Annotated in this window: 22 protein-coding genes; 18 read left to right on the top strand and 4 right to left on the bottom strand. The window is 65.2% G+C overall.

Annotated features, from left to right (window positions below; all coding sequences use genetic code 11):
- Window positions 1-12: 12 nt before the first annotated feature.
- Complete coding sequence (locus tag CH291_RS04745; RefSeq protein WP_094686844.1) at window positions 13-1,134, bottom strand: TIGR03364 family FAD-dependent oxidoreductase; 1,122 nt, start codon at window positions 1,132-1,134, stop codon at window positions 13-15.
- Between the two features lies 1 nt (window position 1,135).
- Window positions 1,136-1,849, bottom strand: a complete 714-nt coding sequence (locus CH291_RS04740; protein ID WP_068056090.1) for a GntR family transcriptional regulator — start codon at window positions 1,847-1,849, stop codon at window positions 1,136-1,138.
- Window positions 1,850-1,957: 108 nt separating this feature from the next.
- Here CH291_RS04740 and CH291_RS04735 point away from each other — a divergent pair, with 108 nt between their 5' ends.
- From CH291_RS04735 to CH291_RS04710, 6 genes are all read left to right on the top strand, one after another.
- Complete coding sequence (locus tag CH291_RS04735) at window positions 1,958-2,656, top strand: phosphonatase-like hydrolase (protein ID WP_179276440.1); 699 nt, start codon at window positions 1,958-1,960, stop codon at window positions 2,654-2,656.
- Between the two features lie 41 nt (window positions 2,657-2,697).
- Complete coding sequence (locus CH291_RS04730) at window positions 2,698-3,666, top strand: phosphate/phosphite/phosphonate ABC transporter substrate-binding protein (RefSeq protein WP_094638269.1); 969 nt, start codon at window positions 2,698-2,700, stop codon at window positions 3,664-3,666.
- Window positions 3,666-4,472: a phosphonate ABC transporter ATP-binding protein gene (gene phnC, locus CH291_RS04725; RefSeq protein ID WP_179272164.1), complete on the top strand. Its 807-nt coding sequence runs from the start codon at window positions 3,666-3,668 to the stop codon at window positions 4,470-4,472. The genes CH291_RS04730 and phnC overlap by 1 nt, the downstream gene beginning before the upstream one ends.
- Window positions 4,469-6,061 (top strand): phosphonate ABC transporter, permease protein PhnE, encoded by a 1,593-nt coding sequence (gene phnE / locus CH291_RS04720; RefSeq protein ID WP_094670474.1) that lies wholly within the window; start codon window positions 4,469-4,471, stop codon window positions 6,059-6,061. Before phnC ends, phnE begins: the two co-directional genes overlap by 4 nt.
- A complete protein-coding gene (locus tag CH291_RS04715) occupies window positions 6,037-7,119 on the top strand; it encodes a zinc-binding dehydrogenase (protein WP_094686842.1) in 1,083 nt (360 codons plus the stop codon). Before phnE ends, CH291_RS04715 begins: the two co-directional genes overlap by 25 nt.
- 82 nt (window positions 7,120-7,201) lie before the next feature.
- Complete coding sequence (locus CH291_RS04710) at window positions 7,202-7,999, top strand: DNA-formamidopyrimidine glycosylase family protein (RefSeq protein WP_094686841.1); 798 nt, start codon at window positions 7,202-7,204, stop codon at window positions 7,997-7,999.
- Between the two features lie 116 nt (window positions 8,000-8,115).
- On the opposite strand, the gene CH291_RS04705 is transcribed toward CH291_RS04710, so the two are convergent.
- Window positions 8,116-8,835 carry a GAF and ANTAR domain-containing protein gene (locus tag CH291_RS04705; RefSeq protein WP_068056101.1) on the bottom strand — a complete coding sequence of 240 codons (720 nt, stop codon included), beginning with the start codon at window positions 8,833-8,835 and terminating at the stop codon, window positions 8,116-8,118.
- Window positions 8,836-9,029: 194 nt separating this feature from the next.
- Window positions 9,030-9,200 (bottom strand): CsbD family protein, encoded by a 171-nt coding sequence (locus tag CH291_RS04700; protein ID WP_027495724.1) that lies wholly within the window; start codon window positions 9,198-9,200, stop codon window positions 9,030-9,032.
- Window positions 9,201-9,340: 140 nt separating this feature from the next.
- Between CH291_RS04700 and CH291_RS04695 the strand changes: the two genes are divergently transcribed.
- From CH291_RS04695 to CH291_RS04640, 12 genes are all read left to right on the top strand, one after another.
- Window positions 9,341-10,330, top strand: a complete 990-nt coding sequence (locus CH291_RS04695; RefSeq protein ID WP_373455106.1) for a YihY/virulence factor BrkB family protein — start codon at window positions 9,341-9,343, stop codon at window positions 10,328-10,330.
- A gap of 689 nt (window positions 10,331-11,019) precedes the next feature.
- Window positions 11,020-12,018: a substrate-binding domain-containing protein gene (locus CH291_RS04690; protein ID WP_094639232.1), complete on the top strand. Its 999-nt coding sequence runs from the start codon at window positions 11,020-11,022 to the stop codon at window positions 12,016-12,018.
- A gap of 42 nt (window positions 12,019-12,060) precedes the next feature.
- The gene (locus CH291_RS04685; protein ID WP_094670362.1) at window positions 12,061-13,050 is read left to right on the top strand and encodes an ABC transporter permease; all 990 of its coding nucleotides are present in this window, start codon (window positions 12,061-12,063) and stop codon (window positions 13,048-13,050) included.
- Window positions 13,047-13,829 (top strand): ATP-binding cassette domain-containing protein, encoded by a 783-nt coding sequence (locus CH291_RS04680; RefSeq protein WP_068055667.1) that lies wholly within the window; start codon window positions 13,047-13,049, stop codon window positions 13,827-13,829. Before CH291_RS04685 ends, CH291_RS04680 begins: the two co-directional genes overlap by 4 nt.
- Window positions 13,810-14,742 (top strand): PfkB family carbohydrate kinase, encoded by a 933-nt coding sequence (locus CH291_RS04675; RefSeq protein WP_094686840.1) that lies wholly within the window; start codon window positions 13,810-13,812, stop codon window positions 14,740-14,742. The genes CH291_RS04680 and CH291_RS04675 overlap by 20 nt, the downstream gene beginning before the upstream one ends.
- Window positions 14,739-15,389, top strand: a complete 651-nt coding sequence (locus tag CH291_RS04670; RefSeq protein WP_094686839.1) for a nucleoside/nucleotide kinase family protein — start codon at window positions 14,739-14,741, stop codon at window positions 15,387-15,389. Before CH291_RS04675 ends, CH291_RS04670 begins: the two co-directional genes overlap by 4 nt.
- A 54-nt stretch (window positions 15,390-15,443) precedes the next feature.
- A complete protein-coding gene (locus CH291_RS04665) occupies window positions 15,444-16,433 on the top strand; it encodes a LacI family DNA-binding transcriptional regulator (RefSeq protein ID WP_256980733.1) in 990 nt (329 codons plus the stop codon).
- Between the two features lie 32 nt (window positions 16,434-16,465).
- Window positions 16,466-17,488, top strand: coding sequence for a class II fructose-bisphosphate aldolase (gene fbaA, locus CH291_RS04660; protein WP_094686837.1), 1,023 nt, complete (start codon window positions 16,466-16,468; stop codon window positions 17,486-17,488).
- Window positions 17,489-17,583: 95 nt separating this feature from the next.
- Window positions 17,584-17,991, top strand: a complete 408-nt coding sequence (locus CH291_RS04655; RefSeq protein ID WP_094686836.1) for a YciI family protein — start codon at window positions 17,584-17,586, stop codon at window positions 17,989-17,991.
- A gap of 8 nt (window positions 17,992-17,999) precedes the next feature.
- Window positions 18,000-19,136: an RNA polymerase sigma factor gene (locus CH291_RS04650; protein WP_094686835.1), complete on the top strand. Its 1,137-nt coding sequence runs from the start codon at window positions 18,000-18,002 to the stop codon at window positions 19,134-19,136.
- Between the two features lie 102 nt (window positions 19,137-19,238).
- Window positions 19,239-20,243, top strand: coding sequence for an alpha/beta hydrolase (locus tag CH291_RS04645; RefSeq protein ID WP_256980732.1), 1,005 nt, complete (start codon window positions 19,239-19,241; stop codon window positions 20,241-20,243).
- 58 nt (window positions 20,244-20,301) lie between these two features.
- Entirely contained in the window at window positions 20,302-20,517 is a 216-nt protein-coding gene (locus CH291_RS04640) for a DUF2945 domain-containing protein (protein WP_068055681.1), read from the top strand.
- Window positions 20,518-20,550: the final 33 nt, after the last annotated feature.

The following is a 20,550-nucleotide window of genomic DNA, read 5'->3' as shown; positions in this document are numbered from 1 at the left end:
CACGAGGTGCACTCAGGCCGGTGCCAGAGCTCTGTCCACGTTGGCCAGCGCCAGGCCCATGCTGGTCGTCATGCCTATCCCGGTGGTAACGGTGGCGATGTGCACGCGGTCCACCGGTTCCTCCAGCAGGAACTCCGAACCCGGTGCCGAACAGTAGATTCCCTGCCATCGCTCGGTGACGTCGATGCGGTCTACTCCGAAGAGCGACCGGGCCTCGGTGAGCAGCACCTGGAATCCTTCCTCGCTCTGGAACGGCGACGCGGTGATCTCACGAACGTGAGTGTCGCCGAGCAGGATCGATCCGTCCGGTTGTGGGGTGTACATCTGGTGCAGATCGAGCCCGACGTAGCCGGGATACTCGGCCTGCAGGCGGGCAGCGACGTCGGCAACGGCGGGCAGGTTCTCGAAACCCGAGTACCTGAGGAGCGACCAACCGGTGAACAGCGGTGTGGGTAGCGGTGAGTCGAGGGGGAGCGTGGCGCGCAGCATGTGCAACCGACATCGCACCAGTGCGTCGCGTTCGGCGTACTCGGGAAACAGTCGATCGATGTCGTGGTTGACGGTGACGAAGGTGGTGCCGGCCCGCAGTTCCCCGCGCGAGGTGTGGACTACGCCGGGGGCGAACGACGTTGCGGCGGTGCGCCAGAAGAAGTCGACCCCGGAGCTGTCGAGCCAACGTGCGATGGCCGGGGCGGCGGCGCGTGGGTCCACTTGGACGTCCAGCGGCAGATACATGCCGCCCACCACGTCGGTGTCGGCAATGGGGAGTCGGTCCAGTACCTCGGTGCGGCCCAGTAGTCGTACCTGCTCCTTGCCCCGCAGTTCGGCGAACTGCTCGAGCACTGCGTACTCGTCCTCGTGCCGGGCAACGCAGTGCGTACCGGACTCGACAGCCCAGAAACCTGCCGTACGGGCGAGGTCGAGCCAGTGGCTGCGGCCGGCCCGAGCGTAGTCGAGTGCAGTACCGGATTGCGCTGTGATGCAGGCGTGTCCGAAGTTCTGCACCGATGCACCTGCCACCCGATCGGCATGATCGACCACTGCTACCGTCAGGCCGCGTCGGTGAGCGTGATAGGCGTGAGCGAGACCGACGATCCCGGCACCGACGACAACGACGTCGTATTTTTTGGTCATATCAGGCATCCATGACGGCGGTGAAGGTCATCCGGTCTCCGCGGTAGAGCGACCGTCGGTGTTCGATGGGAACCCCGTCCGTGTCGTAGGAGACGCGGCCGAGCAGAAACATCGGTGTGCGGGTGTCGACGGTGAGGAGCGCAGCTTCTCGGGCGTCGGGAAGGACGGTTTCGATGGTGTCGACCACTCGTCCGAAGACGACTCCGCGCGTTCGCAATTCGGCATACAACGACGTTCGGTGATCGAAACTGTCCTGCAGCCCCGGAATACGGTGTGCGGGGATGCGAGTCGTCTCGAGACCCACTCGGACGTCCCCGGTGGTGAAGACGCGCTCGAGTTGGACCACCTCCGAACCGGTCTCGATTCCGAGTAGATCCGCGAGGGCGTCGTCAGCTCGGAACGTGTCCCAGCCGACCAGAATTCGGGTGGCACTCATGCCCTTCTCGCGCGCTGCCTCGGTGTAGGACCCGATGGCCAACGGCAATACCACCTTGGGTTCGGCAACGACGGTCGCTCGTCCGCGGCGTTCGATTCGACCGGCCACCAACAGTTCTCGAATGGCTTGACGCAAGGTCTCGCGTGAGACGTCGTATCGATCGGCGAGATCGCGCTCGGACGGAAATGCGTCGCCTGCCGTCATGCCGTCGAGCATGTCGTCGAGACTTCTACGCACGATCTGGTGCTTGAGCACGCGGGGTTCGCTGTCCACAACCATGAGCCGACCATAGCACCAATTGGTCTAGACCTAACTGTTGTGTGACGTTCACGAGTCGTTCACTCGAGTTCCATGCAATGGTCTATACCAAACGGCAGTCTCTCACTCATGCCGAACTCCACTGCCCCGAACACCAGTACCGACATCGAACTCGTCGTCCTCGACATGGCAGGAACCACCGTCACCGACGACGGACTCGTGTTGGACGCGTTCGACGTCGCGGCCACCGCCGTCGGACTCGCATCCGAGGGACCCGAACGCGACGACGCCCGGCGCTACGTCCTGGACACGATGGGTCAGTCCAAGATCGAGGTGTTCCGTGCGCTGTTCGGAACCGAGGACCGTGCCCAGGCCGCCAACCGCGCCTTCGAGTCGGCCTACGACGCCCGCATCGACGACGGTATCGCGCCCGTTCCCGGTGCGGCGCAGGCCATCACGAAGCTCCGCGAGTCCGGGATCAGCGTCGTGCTGACCACGGGTTTCTCGGCACCGACACAGGAGCGCATCATCGACACGCTCGGTTGGCAGGATCTGCCCGACGCGTTCCTCGCACCCGGTGAGGCCGGTCGTGGCCGGCCGCATCCGGATCTCGTGCTCACCGCCGCGCTGTTCGCCGAGGTCAGTGACATCGCTGCGGTCGCTGTTGTCGGCGACACTTCGAGCGACATCCTGTCCGGTCGCCGGGCCGGCGCATCTCTGCTGGTCGGGGTGCTCACCGGAGCTCACTCCGTCGACCGACTACGCGAGGCCGGTGCCACGCACGTACTCGACAGCGTCGCCGACCTTCCCCCCATCGTTCTGCCGTGAACACCATCCTCGCCCGAACCTCACCGAACGGACACCCCGCCATGATCGCCACCTCTCACCGTCGCGCTGTGACCGCCGCGGCCGTGCTCTCGGCTGCCGCACTCGTTGCAGCCGGTTGCTCCAGTTCTTCCGATGGAGCCACCACCGAGCAAGGATTCCCCGAAACCATCACGCTCGCTGCCATTCCCGCCGAGAACTCGACCGACCTGAAGGCCAGCTACGACCCGGTCATCGAGCGCCTCGAGAACGAGACCGGAGCAACCGTCGAGTTCATCCAGGCCTCGGACTACGCGGGTGTGGTCGAGGGCCTGATCGCGGGCAATGTCGACCTCGCCTTCTTCGGCCCGTTCGCCTACGTGGTCGCCGGAATCAACGGGGCAGACATGACGCCGCTGGGTGCCGTCGTTCAGGACGAGGGAACTCCGCCCGGCTACCAGTCCTACGGAATCGCCCGTTCGGACAATGCCTCGGTCGACGGGCTCGCCGATTACGCCGGCAAGAAGGTCTGTTTCGTCGACCCCAGCTCGACCTCCGGATTCCTCTATCCGACAGCGGGACTCATCGAGGACGATGTCATCGCTTCCGGTGCGGAGGCCGACATCTCGAGTGCAATGACCCCGATCTACGCGGGTGGACACGACGCCTCGGCCTTGGCCGTCAAAGCCGGTGATTGCGATGCCGGTTTCGCGTTCGACACCATGGTCGACCGAACGATGATCGACAACGGCGAGCTGGCACCCGGCGAGCTGAAGACAGTGTGGAAGTCCGAGATGATCGCCGGTTCGCTCTTCGCTGCCAACAACGATCTCGGTGCCGACGCCATCGCGAAGCTCGAGGACGTCTTCAGCGAGGGCATGAACTCCGATGCCTTCGTCGCGGACGGCATCTGCGCCGAGGAATGCCGCATCACCGACGAGGACGCCTGGGGCGTCGTGCCGGCGCAGGACAGCGATTACGACGGCGTCCGCCACGTATGCGAGGTCACCGGCTCCGAGAAGTGCCAGGGCTGATGATGTCCGCACCGATGGACCGGGGCGATGTCGTGGTCAGCGTTCGCAATGTCACCAAGACATTCGGACCCACCACCGCGCTCAGGGACGTGAATCTCGACGTGCACAACAGTGAGATGTTGGTACTGCTCGGGCTTTCCGGCTCCGGGAAGTCCACGCTGCTGCGGTGCATCAACGGGTTGCAGCCCGTCACCTCCGGTAGCGTCACCGCCCTCGACACTCGCGTCGATCTGGCGAACCGTCGCCGAGTGCGCGAACTGCGCCGCGATGTCGGTTTCATCTTCCAGCATTTCAATCTCGTCGGTCGGTTGAGCTGTCTCGAGAACGTACTCGTGGGCGGCATCGGTCGCCTGTCCTTCCCGCGCTACGGAGCCTTCACCTATCCGAAAGCGATGCGGGAGGAAGCCCGGGCTTGTCTCGACCGAGTCGGGTTGGCGGACTTCGCGCAGCGGCGGGCCGACACGCTGTCGGGCGGGCAACAGCAACGGGTGGCGATCGCACGCACCCTGATGCAGCGTCCGCGGATCGTGCTCGCGGACGAGCCCGTCGCCTCGCTCGATCCCGAGAACGCGGGCGTGGTGATGGATCTGCTGCAGCGGGTGTGCAGCGAGGAGAAGCTGACCGTGGTGTGCACCCTGCATCAGGTCGATCTTGCGCTCGGCTGGGCGCATCGGCTCGTGGGTCTGCGGGACGGTCGGGTGGTGCTCGATCGCCCGGCCGCCGGTCTCCGACGCGAGGACATCATGCCGATCTATCAGCGGATCGCGCCCGACCCCGGAAACATGACCGCGGTGGCACCGACATGACCGTCACGGTCGAACCGAAGCCCACGAACACTGCTGCACAGAACGATCCGCGGCGACGTCGATGGCTGTTCCCGGCGCTGGGCGTCGCCGCGCTCGTCCTGACCGTGCTCTCGGCGGGGTACATCGACTTCGCGCCGACGACCCTGATCGACGGTCTCGAAGACGTCGGCAACCTGCTCGAGCGGATGCTGCCGCCCCGCGTGGACGACACCGGCAGGATCGTCTCCCTCGCACTCGACACATTGCTCATGGCAGTACTGGGCACCGTGCTCGCAGCGATCGTCTCGGTGCCGTTGGCGTTTCTCGCGGCGCGCAACACCTCGCCGCATCCGGTCCTCTACAGCGTTGCTCGCGCCGTCATCACGTTCTGCCGGGCGATGCCGGATCTGCTGTTCGCGGTGCTGTTCGTCAGGGCGCTGGGGATCGGAGTGTTGCCCGGCATCCTCGCCCTCGCACTGCATTCCATCGGCATGCTCGGCAAGCTGTTCGCCGATGCCATCGAAGAGACCGACGTGGGACCGCGAGAGGCGATCCGTGCCGCCGGTGCCGGCTACTACCGGGAGATGATCAATGCCGTTGTTCCGCAGGTCGTTCCGGCGTGGATCGGAGCCTTCGTCTATCGAATCGACATCAATCTGCGCATGTCGGTGGTCCTCGGCTTCGTCGGGGCAGGCGGTATCGGGTTCGCCCTGCAGGACGCTCTGCGGGGCCTGATCTACCCGCGTGCTCTCGGCATCGTACTGGTGATCCTGGTGATCATCGCCGCGATGGAATTGGCGGCGATGGCTCTTCGCCGCATGTTGCTGGTGCCGTCCGCGGCCGGCCCGCAGCGCGATCGACTGATGCGCATCGGAGCGTCGGCCGTGCTCGTCGTCGCGGTCGTGGCGTCGTTCGTGGTGCTCGAATTGGATCCGCGCTCGCTTCTGACGTGGATCGGGCCGTCGATCGAGGTGTTCGGGCGTATGGTCCCACCGGACTTCTCCGCGCTGGGAGCGGACCTGTTCGACGCCGCCGTACAGACCGTTGCCATCGGAGTCGTGGCCACCGCCATCGGTATCGTTCTGTCGATACCCGTCGGAGTTCTGGCCGCGCGCAACGCAACTCCGCATCCCGCGGTGTACTGGGTCGCGAGATCCTGGATCCTGCTGGTCCGCGCGGTCCCCGAACTCATCCTCGCTGTCGTATTCGTCGCGGCGCTCGGACTGGGCCCGGTGGCGGGAACCTGTGCACTGGCCATCGGGTCCGTAGGATTTCTCGGCAAACTCGTCGCCGACGCGATCGAGGAGATCGATCCCGGTCCCCTCGAAGCGGTGGCGTCGGTCGGTGGCGGTTGGTGGAATCGGACACTGAGTGCCGTTGTTCCTCAGGCCATTCCGTCGATGGTCGGTTCGAGCCTGTATCTGCTCGACGTGAACATCCGCACCTCGACCATCCTGGGGATCGTCGGTGCAGGCGGTATCGGCTTCCTGCTCTTCGAGTCGATTCGTACTCTGAACTTCGACGTCGCCGGTGCGATCGTTCTCGTCATCTTCGTCGTCGTGTACATCGTGGAAAGGATCTCCGGATGGATCAGATCATTGTTGGTCTGACACAGGCCGCCGTCTGGACGGGGAGTGGAATCGAACTGCGGGACATGGAGATTCCCGCTCTCGAATCGGGTGAGGTGTTGGTGCGCGTCGATCTCGCCACGGTGTGCGGGAGCGACCTGCACACCGTGTCCGGTCGACGGCACGGTGCGTGCCCGTCGGTGCTCGGGCACGAGGCCGTCGGTCACGTGATTGCCGTCGGCGATGCGGTATCGGCTGTCGAGGTGGGGGATCGGATCGTCTGGTCTGTCACGGTGTGCTGTGGCCGGTGCGCCCGATGTGTCCGCGGGTTCACGGCCAAATGTTCGGCCGTGCGCAAGGTGGGTCACGAGTCTGCCGAGAGCGCATGGGCTCTCAGCGGCTCCTATGCTCGACACATCGTGCTCCCACGCGGAACCGCAGTGGTCCGAGTTCCCGACACCATGCCCGACGCCGTCGCCGCGCCCGCAGCGTGTGCGACAGCGACGGTGATGGCCGCCCTCGACGCCGCCGGTGCGCTCGACGGTCGACGAGTGCTGATCGTCGGGGCAGGGATGCTGGGGGTGACCGCCGCTGCGGCGGCCAGGGAGCGAGGTGCAGCGGTGTCGGTTCTCGACCGAGACCTGCAGCGGCAGAGACAATCCCGTGCATTCGGGGCCGTGGAGGACGACGGTGCACGCACCGATGTGGCCATCGACTTCTCCGGATCGTCCTCGGCTGTGCAGGCGGCCTCGGGGCGACTCGACGTCGGTGGGCGGCTCGTCCTCGCCGGCTCCGTCGCGCCCGGTGCCCCGATCACCGTCGACCCCGAAGCGGTGGTCCGAAACTGGCTGACCATCACCGGAATCCACAACTACGAGCCGCGGCACCTCCACCAGGCCGTTGCCTTCCTCCGTGATACCGGCGAGAAGTATCCGTGGGAATCCCTCGTCGAGGCACCGGTTCCATTGGCCGAACTCGAATCCGTATTGCGGCCGACGCCGTCGGGAATTCTCCGGTCGTCGGTCGCGCCCTGGGCTCACGGTCTGTCGACGAGGTCCAACGACTGTCCGGCGCGTCCGGCCGGTGTCGCTTCACGGTGATGTCGGCGTCGGCGGAGGCGCTCATCGTACGAGCGGGCCGAGCGTGCGATTACGGTTGTGCCGAGCGGGATACCCCAGAAGCATGCCCGAAGGCGACACTGTATTTGCACTGGCCGCAAGGTTGCGTCGAGCATTGGACGGCGCGACGCTGCGGGCCGGACGGCTGCAGGTGCCGGCGCACGCAGTCGAGAATCTGGCCGGGCGAACCGTCGTCGGGCATCGAACACACGGCAAGCATCTGCTGACCGATTTCGAAAACGACACGACGCTGCACACGCATCTGCGGATGAGCGGTTCGTGGACGGTGGTGCGGGCCGGTCGTTCGATTCCGCAGCGCATCCGACCCGACGTGCGCGTCCGGCTTGCCGTGGTCGACGGGCGGACCGCCTACGGAGTTCTGCTGCCGGTCGTCGACTACGGATACACGAGGGACATGAACGCGCTGATCGCGCATCTCGGGCCGGACCCGCTGCACCCGACGTTCGACGCCGAGCGCGGAGTTGCCAACATCGCGGCCCAGGGAAGTCGTCCGATCGTTGCGACGTTGTTGGATCAGCGGGTCATCGCCGGTCCCGGAAATCTGTGGGCCAACGAGCTGTGTTTTCTGCGCGGCCTGTGGCCGTGGACGCCGTCGAGTGATGTCGACGCGCAGAGATTGGTCGCGTTGCTCGAGCGGGCGATGCGTCATTCGGCGACAGTTCCGGGTGCGATGCAGGTGACCACCGGGGACACTCGCCGGGGCCGATCACACTGGGTTGCAGGGCGGGCCGCAAAGCCGTGTCTGCGGTGTGGAACGGCGATTCGGGTGGTCGCGGAGACACCAGGAGACCCGAACAAGCGTCGAACATGGTGGTGTCCGACCTGCCAACCGGAGCGCTAGCGACGAGCGGTCGATCGCTGTTGGCTCAACGACATAACCGCCCGCGGGTATCGCGTGTTGCCTGCCGATACCAACGATTGCTTTCCTCGTGACCGAAAGATCGAAACCTGGGGTCGTCAGAAGGTCGAATTGGTCGGGTGGTCGGTATCGACCAAGTCGTGAGCCACCTTGTGCAAAGGCTGATTCTGCTGCTGCGACAGCTTCGCCAGCAGCTCGAACGCCTGCACCGCGTCGAGATCGTAGCGTTCCATGATCATTCCCTTGGCTTGGCCGATGATGTCGCGACTGGCCAGGCCCGTCCGGAACTGCTCGTTGTCGCGGGCGCTGAGCAAGGCAATGGCGGCATGCGCTGCGAGGGCTTCCCCGATCTCGACCGCGTCGACGTCGAAGGCACGCGGCTCGTCACTGTAGAAGATCAACGCACCGAGGTCGTCGGCGTTGCTGTAGAGCTGAAACGCCGCCAAGGATTTGAATCCCTCGTTCACGGCCAGAACCGCGAACTCCGGCCATCGTGGCTCGGACGTGAGGTCGTCCGAGACGACGACATCGAAGTGGCGAACCTCGGTGGGAATCGGGCCCTCGTCGAGCTCGTACTGCAGTCGACACAGCTTTTCGGCCAGGGGGTCGGTGGATGCCACCACGGTGCGGACGCCTTTGCTGACCGTGGTGACGCAGCCGACGGTTGCACCCGGTATGAGCCGAATGGAGGTGCGCAAGATCTCTGCCATCGTCTCGGGCATCGAACGGCGGGTATCACGCAACGACCGCGCGAACTCGGCGAGTGACGATGCAGGGGACGATCCGGGAAGGTGCACATCGGGCGATGATTGCGACATTCACACGGTCCTCTCGCATAGGACCCCTGCCGCTCTTCGCCGGAGAGATCCACGATCTTGCGCCTTCTGCTGGACGCCCGTGCCGGCTCGAGAGCCAGCGCTGTGCACTTTATACGCTTCCGCCGAAACGGTTGTACGTCGCACAGCGCGAGGGCCGCCGATCACCTGATCGACGGCCCTCACCGAGATACGACTTACTTGAAGGTGTCCTTGATGTTCTCGCCGACCTTCTTCACGCCTGCCGAACCCTGATCCTTCTTGCCCTCGGCCTCGAGGTCCTTGTTGTTCGTGGCGTCGCCGACAACTTCCTTCGCCTTGCCGATGGCGTCCTCTGCTGCGTTCTTGGCCTTGTCGATGAAGCTCATGTGAGTTCCTTTCCTCGTGCCGGGTTGGTACTGAAGACTTAGTCGGAGCCCGTCGACGAAAGCGCACGTTCGCATGTTGAGATCTGGGTCACACGTACCGTCGACGTTTCCGTGGTGCCTGCGGTGGTTACATTCGACCGATGATGGTCGCCAAGGTGGACAGTTATCAGCGCAGGCATCCGTCGGCGGGTTTCCCGCTGGCAGTGCTGTACAAATTTCTCGACGACCGTGGCGGCTACCTCGCGGCCCTCATCGCGTACTACTCGTTCCTGTCGTTGTTCCCGTTGCTGCTGCTCTTCACCACCGTGCTGGGAATCGTGCTGGCCGGGGACCCCGAACTGCAGACCCGCATCATCGATTCGGCCATGAGCCAGATCCCGGTCATCGGTGATCAACTCGGACAGCCGGATCGCCTCAGCGGCGGAACGACCGCCATCGTCATCGGCGTGGTGGGGTCGCTGTACGGCGGACTGGGAGTGTCACTGGCCGCTCAGTACGCAATGAACACCGCGTGGTCGGTCCCGCGAAACGAACAACCGGATCCGATCAAGGGTCGGCTGCGCGGGCTGGTGCTGCTCAGTACCGTCGGCACCGCCATCATCGGACTGACCGTTCTCAACGGCGTCGCGTCCTCGGGCGTGTTCGGATTCGCCGGCGGCGCACTGGCACTCGTCGGAGCAGTCGTGGTCAACGCCGTGGTCTTCATTGCCGCGTTCCGCATCGGGACCGCCCGCGCCCTGAGTGTGCGCGAGGTTCTGCCCGGCGCCGCGATCGCCGCGGTGGTCTGGCAGGCACTGCAATCGTTCGGCGGCATCTACATTCGCTATGTCGTCGGCAACGCCAGCGCCAGCAACGGGATCTTCGCGATCGTCCTCGGCCTGCTCGGCTTCCTCTACGTCTCGTCGGTGCTGATCGTGCTGTGCATCGAAATCAACGCCGTACGCGTCGACCACCTGCATCCCCGAGCGTTGTTGACGCCGTTCACCGACAACGTCGAGCTCACCGAGGGTGACAAGAACTCCTACACCGGCCAAGCAGAAGCGCAGCGCAACAAGGGATTTCAGGACATCACAGTCACCTACGACGAGCCGGAAGCAGTGACGGAGAAGGATGCGCCGCCGAACAAGTGATGGGTGGTGGTGCGTGGCATTTGCTGGGTGATCTGGGTGGGGCAAATGCGCGCGCATTCGTTGGGTGCTCACGGAATAGCAAGGTGATCGGGCGCGAGTTCGCGCGCGGATGGCAAACGCGCGCGCATTTGCGGGAACTGGGGCGGCGCGAACTGGGGAGGCGGGTACTCGGGCGTCGGAGGCTGATCGCCGGAGGGGGCTGATCGGCGGCGATCGCAAATGCGCGCGCATTCGCCAGGTGCTCACGGATTAGCCAGGTGATCGGGCGCGAGTTCGCGCGCGGACGGCAAACGCGCGCGCATTTGCGGGAACCGGGGGCGGCGGGGAGACGGCTGGGGACTCGGTTTCGGCGGACGGGGGAGGGTTCGCCGCCGAACAAGTGATGGGTGGTGTTGCGTGGCATCGGCGATCGCAAATGCGCGCGCATTCGCCAGGTGCTCACGGAATAGCCAGGTGATCGGGCACGAGTTCGCGCGCGGATGGCAAACGCGCGCGCATTTGCGGGGACAGGGGCGACGCGAACCGGGTCGACACAAACCACGTGACCCCCGTCACGAACCGGTCAGCCGGTCGGCCGAAAAAAGACTCCGAGTTTGTTTCGCGAAAGCGCATGCGCAAGCGCTTGTATGCGTTCTAGGGTACTGCAATCGAGCGACGCGACCGCGTGGCTAGGGGACAAGGGAGTCCACATGTTCAATCACCGTCGGAAGTCCGCGCTGACGATCGGCACCGCGCTCATGGCCGGTTCGCTCGTGTTCGGTCTGACCGCTTGCAGCAGTTCGGATTCGGACAGCGTCAAGGTCGGACTCATCACCAAGACGGACTCCAATCCGTACTTCGTGAAGCTGCGCGAGGCAGCGCAGGCGCAGGCGGATTCCAGCGGAGCCGAGCTGGTGGCTCTGGCCGGCGCTTTCGACGGTGACAACGAGGGACAGGTCGCGGCCATCGAGAACCTGGTCGGGCAGGGCGTGAAGGGGATTCTGATCACCCCGAACTCGTCCACCGGAGTCCTGGACGCGATCAAGAAGGCACGTGACGCCGGCGTCGTCGTCATCGCCCTCGACACCGCAACCGACCCCGAGGACGCGGTCGACGCCACGTTCGCCACCGACAACAAGGCCGCAGGCGTCAGCCAGGGCGAATGGGTCAAGGGCACTCTCGGAACCACTGCGCCCCAGGTCATCATGCTCGACGGCACCGCGGGCGGCACGGTCGACACGTTCCGTCACGACGGCTTCCTCGAGGGCATGGGCCTGACCGACAGTTCGCCGGAGATCGTCGGCCAGGAGAACACCAACGGCGATCAGACCAAGGCGCAGACCGCCATGGAGAACCTGCTGCAGCGCGCACCGGGCGTCAATGCGCTGTACACGATCAACGAGCCCGCAGCAGCGGGTGCGTACCAGGCGATTCAGTCTGCCGGCCGCGCCGATCAGATCACCATCGGCTCGATCGACGGCAGTTGCACCGGCATCGAGAACGTCAAGGCCGGCATCATCGGCGCGACGGTGTTGCAGTTCCCGGCGAAGATGGCCGAGCAGGGTGTCGACGCTGTGGTGAAGTTCGCCGAGGACGGCACCAAGCCCAGCGGCTTCAACGACACCGGCTCGCAGTTGGTCACCGATCAGCCCGTCGACGGAATCGAGTCGCAGGACACCGCGTGGGGCGAAGAGAATTGCTGGGGCTGATCGCGGATTCCCGGACCATCGCCCCAACACGAGGACTGATCCGTGAGTACTGACACCGCCGCCGAGCCCAAGGCTCCGAGCCGGTTCAACGTAGGGACCATTCTGCGTGAACCGCTGCTCGGGCCGATGGCCGCACTCCTCATCGCCGTCATCGTCTTCAGCTCGATCTCGAGCTCGTTTCTCAACCCGCAGAACGTTTCTCTGATCCTGCAGCAGTCGGTGGTCGTCGGCATTCTCGCCGTCGGCCAGACGCTGATCATCCTGACCTCCGGTATCGATCTGTCGATCGGTGCGGTGGCGGTGATGGGCACCATCGTGATGGCGCAGTCGGCAGGCGCGAACGGTCCGGTGGTCGCACTGGGTTCCACGCTTGCCGTCTGCCTGGCGTTCGGTGCGATCAACGGCGGATTGGTGACGATGCTGCGACTGCCACCGTTCATCGTCACGCTCGGCACGTTCACTGCGATTCAGGCAGCCACCAGGTTGCTGGCCGGCTCCGAGACCTACCAGGTGCCGAGCGGACCGCTGACGCTGCTCGGTACCTCGTTCAAGATCGGCAGTTTCTCCACGACGTACGGCGTGGTGGTGATGCTGCTGGTCTACGCCGTGATGTGGTACGCGTTGTCCCAAACATCCTGGGGCAGGCACATTTACGCGGTCGGTGGTAGCCCGCAGGCGTCGGATCGGTCGGGCATCAAATCCGGTCGCGTGCTGTTCTCGGTGTACATCGTCACGGGAGTCATCGCGGCGATCGCGGCGTGGGCAGCGCTCGGACGAATCCCCAACGCCGACCCGAACGCCTATCAGAACGCCAACCTGGAAACGATCACCGCGGTCGTCATCGGTGGAACCAGCCTCTTCGGTGGCCGCGGCACCGTCATCGGGACTCTCATCGGAACCCTGATCGTCGGTGTGCTGCGCAACGGTCTCACCCAAGCAGGCGTCGACAGCCTGTACCAGAACGTCGCGACCGGCATTCTCGTCATCGTCGCGGTGGCCGTCGATCAATTTGCACGTAGGAGGTCACAGTGAATGCCCCCCTCGCTCTGGAAGCGCGCGGCCTGGTCAAGACCTACGGCAGTGTGACGGCCATCAACGGTGCCGATTTCGAGTTGCGGCCCGGTGAGGTACTGGCGGTGATCGGCGACAACGGTGCCGGAAAGTCCAGTCTCATCAAAGCTTTGGCGGGCGCTGTCATTCCCGACTCGGGCGAGATCCTGATGAACGGCTCGCCGGTGTCGTTCAAGAACACGCGCGACGCACGAGCAGCGGGCATCGAGACGGTCTATCAGGACCTGGCTGTCATTCCCGCGCTCGACATCGCGTCGAACGTCTACCTGGGACGCGAGATCAAGCGTAAAGGCATCAGCGGCAGTCTGTTTCGTCGCCTCGACATGCCACGAATGCGCGAGGAATCGTCGAAGCACCTGCAGGACCTCAAGATCGGCATCAAGTCGGTCAATCAGGCGGTCGAGACGCTCTCCGGCGGTCAGCGTCAGGGCGTGGCAGTTGCCCGGGCGGCAGCGTTCGGACGCGGAGTGATCATCATGGACGAGCCGACGGCCGCACTCGGCGTGCGGGAGTCGGGCATGGTGATCGACCTGATTCGCACGATCCGCGACCGAGGCATACCGGTGGTGCTCATCAGCCACGACATGCCGCACGTGTTCGAGGTCGCCGATCGAATTCACATCCACCGCCTCGGCAAGCGTGCAGGCGTCGTGAATCCGAAGAACCGCACCATGTCCGAGGTCGTCGCGCTCATGACCGGCGCGGAGGAGCCGACCGACGATGAACGCGCAGGCCTCTGAATCGACAAGTCCGGTCGGTGTTTTCGTCGGGCTGGCGACACTCGACGTCGTCCATCGAGTGGCGGCAGCGCCGGCACCCAACCAGAAGATCACCTCGAGCGCACAGTTCGTCGCGGCGGGAGGACCTGCTGCCAACGCGGCGGTGACCTTCGCCGCGCTGGGCGGGACGGCGGTGCTCGTCACCGCGCTCGGAGACGACCCGGTGGCAGCCCTGATCAAGGCCGACCTGGCGGCATTCGGAGTGCGGGTGCTCGACGCCGCCGAGGGCTCCACCAGGGCTGTGCCCGTCTCTGCGGTGACGGTGATCGAATCGACCGGTGATCGGTCGGTCGTCTCGGCCGACGCCGTGAACTCCGACGCCTCGCCGCCGGAGGATCTCGAGGCCGTCGTGGCCGGTGCCGACGTCGTACTCGTCGACGGGCACCACCCCCTGATCGCCTGCGCCGCCGCGGAACATGCGGCGGCGCGGGTTACCACGTTGGTCGTGGACGCCGGTCGCTGGAAACCGGTGATGAGCGAGCTGATTCCGCACGCCACGGACATGGTGTGCTCGGCGGACTTTCGCGCCCCCGGCACCTCGGACACCGCTTCCACCGCCGCGGCGCTCGTCGGATCCGGCGTGCACACCGTCGTCACGACCCACGGCGGCGATCCCGTCGAATGGTGGTCCGAGGGATCATCGGGATCGGTCGATGTGGAGCCGGTCGCAGTGGTCGATACTCTGGGTGCCGGGGATGCGTTCCACGGCGCGTATGCCTACTACTCCACGCAGCCAGGATCCCTTTCCGAGCGCATCGACAGGTCGGCTCACGTTGCCGCATTGCGCTGCTCGGTGATCGGCCCCAGAGCGTGGTTACACGAACTATCCGCCGACACACTTCACTACCCACGGACTCGAAAGCGACAACGGTGAGCACTGACCAGGACGTACAGGAAGCCACCCTCGAACAACTCGTGGAGCTGGCGCGAAAGTCGGCTGTATCCGGTCAGCGACGCATACTCGGCCTGACCGGTGCGCCGGGTGCCGGAAAGTCCACTGTGGCTCAGCAACTCGTCGATGCGCTCGGGCCGGAACTCGCGGTACTGGTTCCGATGGACGGATTCCACCTCGCCAACGAGGTGTTGATCGAGCTGGGCCGGCTCGATCGCAAGGGTGCCCACGACACGTTCGACGACGGCGGGTATGCGCGGCTGATCGCGGCGATTCACGACCAGCAGCCCGGCGACCCCATCGTGTACGCGCCGAGATTTCGGCGCGAGATCGAGGAGTCGATCGGGTCCTCGATTCCGGTCCCGTCGACTGTCCCGCTCGTCGTCACCGAGGGGAATTACCTGCTGATGGAGTCCGACGCGTGGCCTGCGGCGCGCGCAATGATCGACGAAGTTTGGTTTCTGGCCCCGCACACGACGGTTCGGCACGAGCGGCTGGTGGCCAGGCACGAGGCCTACGGAAAGTCGCACGAGGACGCGAAGTTCTGGGCACTGGGCTCGGACGAGCGCAACGCGGAACTGATCGGGTCGACCGCATGCCGCGCCGATCGAATCCTGCGGCTGACATGACAGTTCCGCCGAGCCGCGAGGCCCGACAGCCTCGGGCGTACTGACATGCCCACGATGGACGACGTTGCTCGCCTGGCCGGGGTATCGGTATCGACTGTCTCCCACGTGCTCAACGGAACCCGCAACGTCAATCCCGCTACTCGGGAGCGCGTCGATGCAGCGATCGTCGAGATCGGCTATCGGCGCAACGTCGTCGCTCGATCGCTCGCGGCGGGTCGGACGCACACCGTGGGACTGTCCATCGCCGCATTGACCAACCCGTACTTCGGCAGCCTGGTCCATGCCGTCGAGGAGCGGTTGTCCGAGGCCGGTTACGTGTTGATCCTCGGTGACTCGCACGACGAGCCTCGCTCCGAGCGCAGGGTGACGGACTCGTTGCTCGACCGTCAGGTCGACGGCATGATTCTCGCGCCCGCAGCCGGCTCGGAATTCTCCACGATTCCCGAGATCGTCCGTAGCGGAACACCTCTGGTGCTGATCGACCGGATGCTCGATGTCTCCTGTGACCAGGTGGGCCCGGAGAACGACGCGTCGGCGTACGAGCTGACGACCCACCTCCTCGACGCCGGACATCGACGCATCGCGATCGTCCGCGGCATCGAAGGAATCTCCTCCACGACAGAGCGATTCGACGGCTACTCCCGCGCACTGGCGGATCGAGGAATCGAACTCGATCCTCGACTCGTTCTCGACGGCCGGTCCAGTGTGGAGGTGGCCGAGTCCCGGGTGCGTGAGTTGATGTCGGGTCCGGATCGGCCGTCTGCCCTGGTGTCGATGAACAACTCGATGACCATCGGATCGCTGAAAGCGGTTCGTGGCCTGGGCTTGTCGATCCCGGCCGACCTCGCCTTCGTGTGCTACGACGACTTCGAGTGGTCGGATCTGTTCGAGCCCAGGCTCACCGCGGCGGCGCAGGACGTGCAGACGATCGGCCGAACCGCAGCCGACCTGTTGCTGAATCGAATCGAGGGCAGCGAAGAGACACCTCGGTCCATTCGAGTGCCCACCACCTTCACCCATCGCAATTCCTGCGGATGCACGTAGACCGCAGCCGCACCCGAAAGATAGGACCCGCCATGCCGATTGCCAGTCCGGAGCAGTACGCCGCCATGCTGGATCGCGCCAAGGAGGGTGGGTTCGCCTACCCGTCGATCAACGTCACCGGTTCGCAGACTCTCAACGCAGCTCTGCAGGGATTCGCCGAAGCCGAGAGTGACGGCATCATTCAGGTGTCGGTCGGCACCGCGCTCTATCTGTCCGGCAACGCCGTGCAGAACCGCTTCGCCGGTTCCAAGGCTCTCGCGCAGTACGCCCACGAAGTGGCGCAGCACTATTCGATCTCGGTGGCGCTGCACACCGATCACTGCCCCGCCGAGAATCTGGACGACTGGGTCCGCCCCCTGCTGGCCGACGCGATCGAACGACGCGGCCGCGGACTACCGCCGCTGTACCAATCGCACATGTGGGACGGATCGGCCGTGCCGTTGGACGAGAATTTGCGGATCGCGCGCGAGTTGCTCGACCTGTCGGTGGAGGCCGACACCATTCTCGAGATCGAAGTGGGAGTGATCGGCGGCGAAGAGGACGGGGTGTCACACGAGATCAACGAACAGCTGTACTCGACGGTCGACGATGCGCGCGCCACGATCGCTGCTCTCGGTTCGGGGGAGCGCGGTCGCTACATGACGGCTCTGACCTTCGGCAACGTCCACGGCGTCTACAACCCCGACTCGGTACATCTACGACCCGAGATCCTCGACGAGATCCAGTCCGTCGTCGGAGCCGAGACGGGCAAGGACAAGCCCTTCGATCTGGTGTTCCACGGCGGATCGGGTTCCAGCGCAGAGGACATCGCCTCGGCCGTGGCCAGCGGGGTGATCAAGATGAACATCGACACCGACACCCAGTACGCGTTCACCAGATCCATCGCCGGTCACATGCTGAGCAAGTACGACCAGGTTCTCAAGGTCGACGGCGAGTACGGAAACAAGAAGGCCTACGACCCCCGATCCTGGGGCAAGCCGGCCGAGACGGCGATGGCGGCTCGCGTGGTCGAGGCGACACAGATGCTGGGCTCGGCAGGGCGCACGATGCGCTGAGAATCCTTTCCGTCGAGTGTGTCGAAATCTGCGGACCGGTTCCGTCCCAGGGGCAAATGCGGCAAGAATGGCCGCATCGAACGTCAGGAGACACCATGGCCAAGTACCTCATGCTCAAGCACTACCGCGGCGCTCCGGAGCCGATCAACAGCGTCCCGATGGACCGGTGGACGCCTGCGGAGGTGCACGCACACATCCAGTTCATGCAGGATTTCGCCGCCGAACTCGAAGCCACCGGCGAGTTCGTCGACGCCCAGGCCCTGGCCCCCGAGGGGACCTGGGTCAGCTCCGGCGGTGAGGGCAAGCCGCCGGTCACCGACGGTCCGTTCGCCGAGACCAAGGATCTCATCGCAGGCTGGATGATCATCGACGTGGAGAGCTACGAGCGGGCGCTCGAACTCGCCGGGCAGTTGTCGGCCGCGCCGGGAGCAGGCGGCGAACCGATTCACGAATGGCTCGAACTGCGTCCGTTCATGGAGGCTCCCCCCACCATCGCCGACTGACGACCGCCATGGACCCCCAGGTGCTGCGGGCACTGACACCCGCGGTGATCGGCGTCCTCGTCCACCGCGGAGCCGACTTCGCGTCGGCCGAGGATGCCGCGGCGGAGGCGATGCTCGAGGCGACCTCCACGTGGGTCGCCGACGCGCCTGCCGATCCGAAGGGTTGGCTGGTGACCGTCGCGTGGCGCAAGTTTCTCGACGCAGAACGATCCGAGAAGGCGCGACGAGCACGAGAGGATCGAGCCGCGGCACAACCGGATCCTGGCACCGTGAGCGGCGTCGACGACACGCTGCAGTTGTTCTTTCTGTGCGCGCATCCCTCGCTCGGTCCGGCGGCAGCGGTGGCACTGACGCTGCGTGCCGTCGGGGGATTGACGACGCGGCAGATCGCGCGGGCGTACCTGGTGCCGGAGAAGACCATGGCGCAACGCATCAGCCGCGCCAAACGCACGGTGCGCGATGTGCGTTTCGATGCGCCCGGTGATGTGGGGACGGTGCGGCGGGTGCTGTATCTCGTCTTCAACGAGGGGTACACCGGGGACGTCGATCTGGCGGCCGAGGCGATTCGGTTGACCCGGCAGTTGGCCGGGTTGTCCGACGACGAGGAAACGGCCGGACTGTTGGCGCTGATGCTGTTGCACCACGCCCGGCGTTCGGCCAGGACCGGGCCCGACGGTCACGTCATCGATCTCGCTGGGCAGGATCGATCTCGTTGGGACACAACGCTGATGGCGGAGGGAGTGCACATCCTGCAGGCGGCGCTCGCCCGCGATCGGTTGGGTGAGTTCCAGGCGCAGGCGGCCATCGCCGCCTTGCACGCCGACGCCCGGTGTATGGAGGAGACCGATTGGCCGCAGATCGTCGAGTGGTACGACGAGTTGCTCGCTCTCACGGACAGTTCCGTGGTCCGACTCAATCGAGCGGTGGCGATCGGGGAGGCCGACGGTCCGGAGGCGGGGCTCGAGGCGCTGGGCGAGGTCGATCCGGCCGTCCCGCGGCACACAGCGGCGACCGCGTACCTGTGTGAGAAGGCCGGTGATCTGCAGCGTGCTGCCGAGTTGTACGCGGAGGCGGCGGAGAAGGCGTCGTCGATTCCCGAGCGGCACCATCTGACGCTGCAGGCCGCGCGGATCAGAGCCGGTTGAGCCCCGCAGGCGGCAAGCGAACGGACCGATCGGTTTCGTAATCCGATCGTTAGCGGTAGAAAGCGGAATCCGTGCGACCCTCGTATGGTGCTGAAGTTGCCAATGGGGCAGAAGAGAAAGAAACGAACTCGATCCGCTGCGGTCGCGACGGCCGCGGCAGCGGCGTCGATACTGATGACCGGAACACCGGCGCAGGCGTTGCCGGGTAACTCCGGATCGGCCGACGCGGCCGCGGGAGCTGTCGGCATCCATCAGGTGTCGGCGACCCGCGCGGTGCTGAACGTCTTCTCCCCGTCCATGAATCGGGTCATTTCCAACGAGGTGTTGCATTCGCCGGAAGGCGGCCCTGCGCCCACTCTCGTGCTGCTCAACGGCGCACTCGGCAACGAGGACGGAGTCGGGTGGCTCAACAACTCGGGCGTCGAGCAGTTCTTTCTCGACAAGAACGTCACGGTCGTCGCACCCATCGGCGGTCGTTTCAGTTTCTACACCGATTGGCAGACAACCGATCCCGTGCTAGGCAGCAACAAGTGGCAGACCTACCTGAGCCGCGAATTGCCTGCCGCTGTCGACGCGGCCTACGGCTCGACCGGCAGACGCGGCGTGGCAGGGCTGTCGATGAGTGGTGGTCCCGCACTCGATCTCGCGATCCAGGCTCCGGATGTGTTCGACGCGGCCGCGTCGTTCAGTGGATGCCCGGCACCCTCCGACCCGCTTGCCACTGCCGGTATTTCGGCGATGATCGCCGGCGGACTCAACAACCCCTTCAACATGTGGGGGCTGCCGGGAAGTCAGGGATGGCGCGACCACGACCCGTCACTGAACGTCGAGCGGCTGCGCGGAACCGCGGTCTACGTCAGCTCCTCCCGCGGACTACCAGGGCCGGTGGATCGCATTCCCGAGGGCGCGATCCCACCGTTCGGCGGAATGGCGGTGGAGGCCATGGTCAACCACTGCACATCGATCTTCGTCGACGCCCTGCGCCGAGCCGACGTGCCGGCAACGGTGTCCATGCGCGAGGAGGGCGCGCACACCTGGCCGCTGTTCGAGGATCAGCTGCGTGAGGCCTGGTTCACCACGCTGGCACCGGCTCTGGGAACCAGCTGATTGCATCGAGACTTCGGCGGGTAAGCGGGGTTCACACCGGCGAAAGGACAACGCGAACATGTCGAAGGACGAACTGCACAAGGGCGACAAGGTCGAATGGCAGACCCACGGAAACACGACCGAGGGAACGGTGGTGGAGAAGATCACCTCCGAGACCGAAGCCGCAGGCCGCACCGTGAAGGCATCGAAAGACGAGCCGCAGTACCGGGTCGAGAGCGACAAATCCGGTAAGGACGCGGTGCACAAGCCGGAAGCGTTGGACAAGAAGGACTGACGCCACAAGATCACCTGTGCGGCCCCGAGTTGT

It is taken from the genome of Rhodococcus sp. 14-1411-2a, from assembly GCF_002259485.1.
Taxonomy (GTDB): Bacteria; Actinomycetota; Actinomycetes; order Mycobacteriales; family Mycobacteriaceae; genus Rhodococcoides.
Note: the sequence above shows the minus strand (reverse complement) of the source record. Positions and strands in the feature narration are given on the sequence as shown.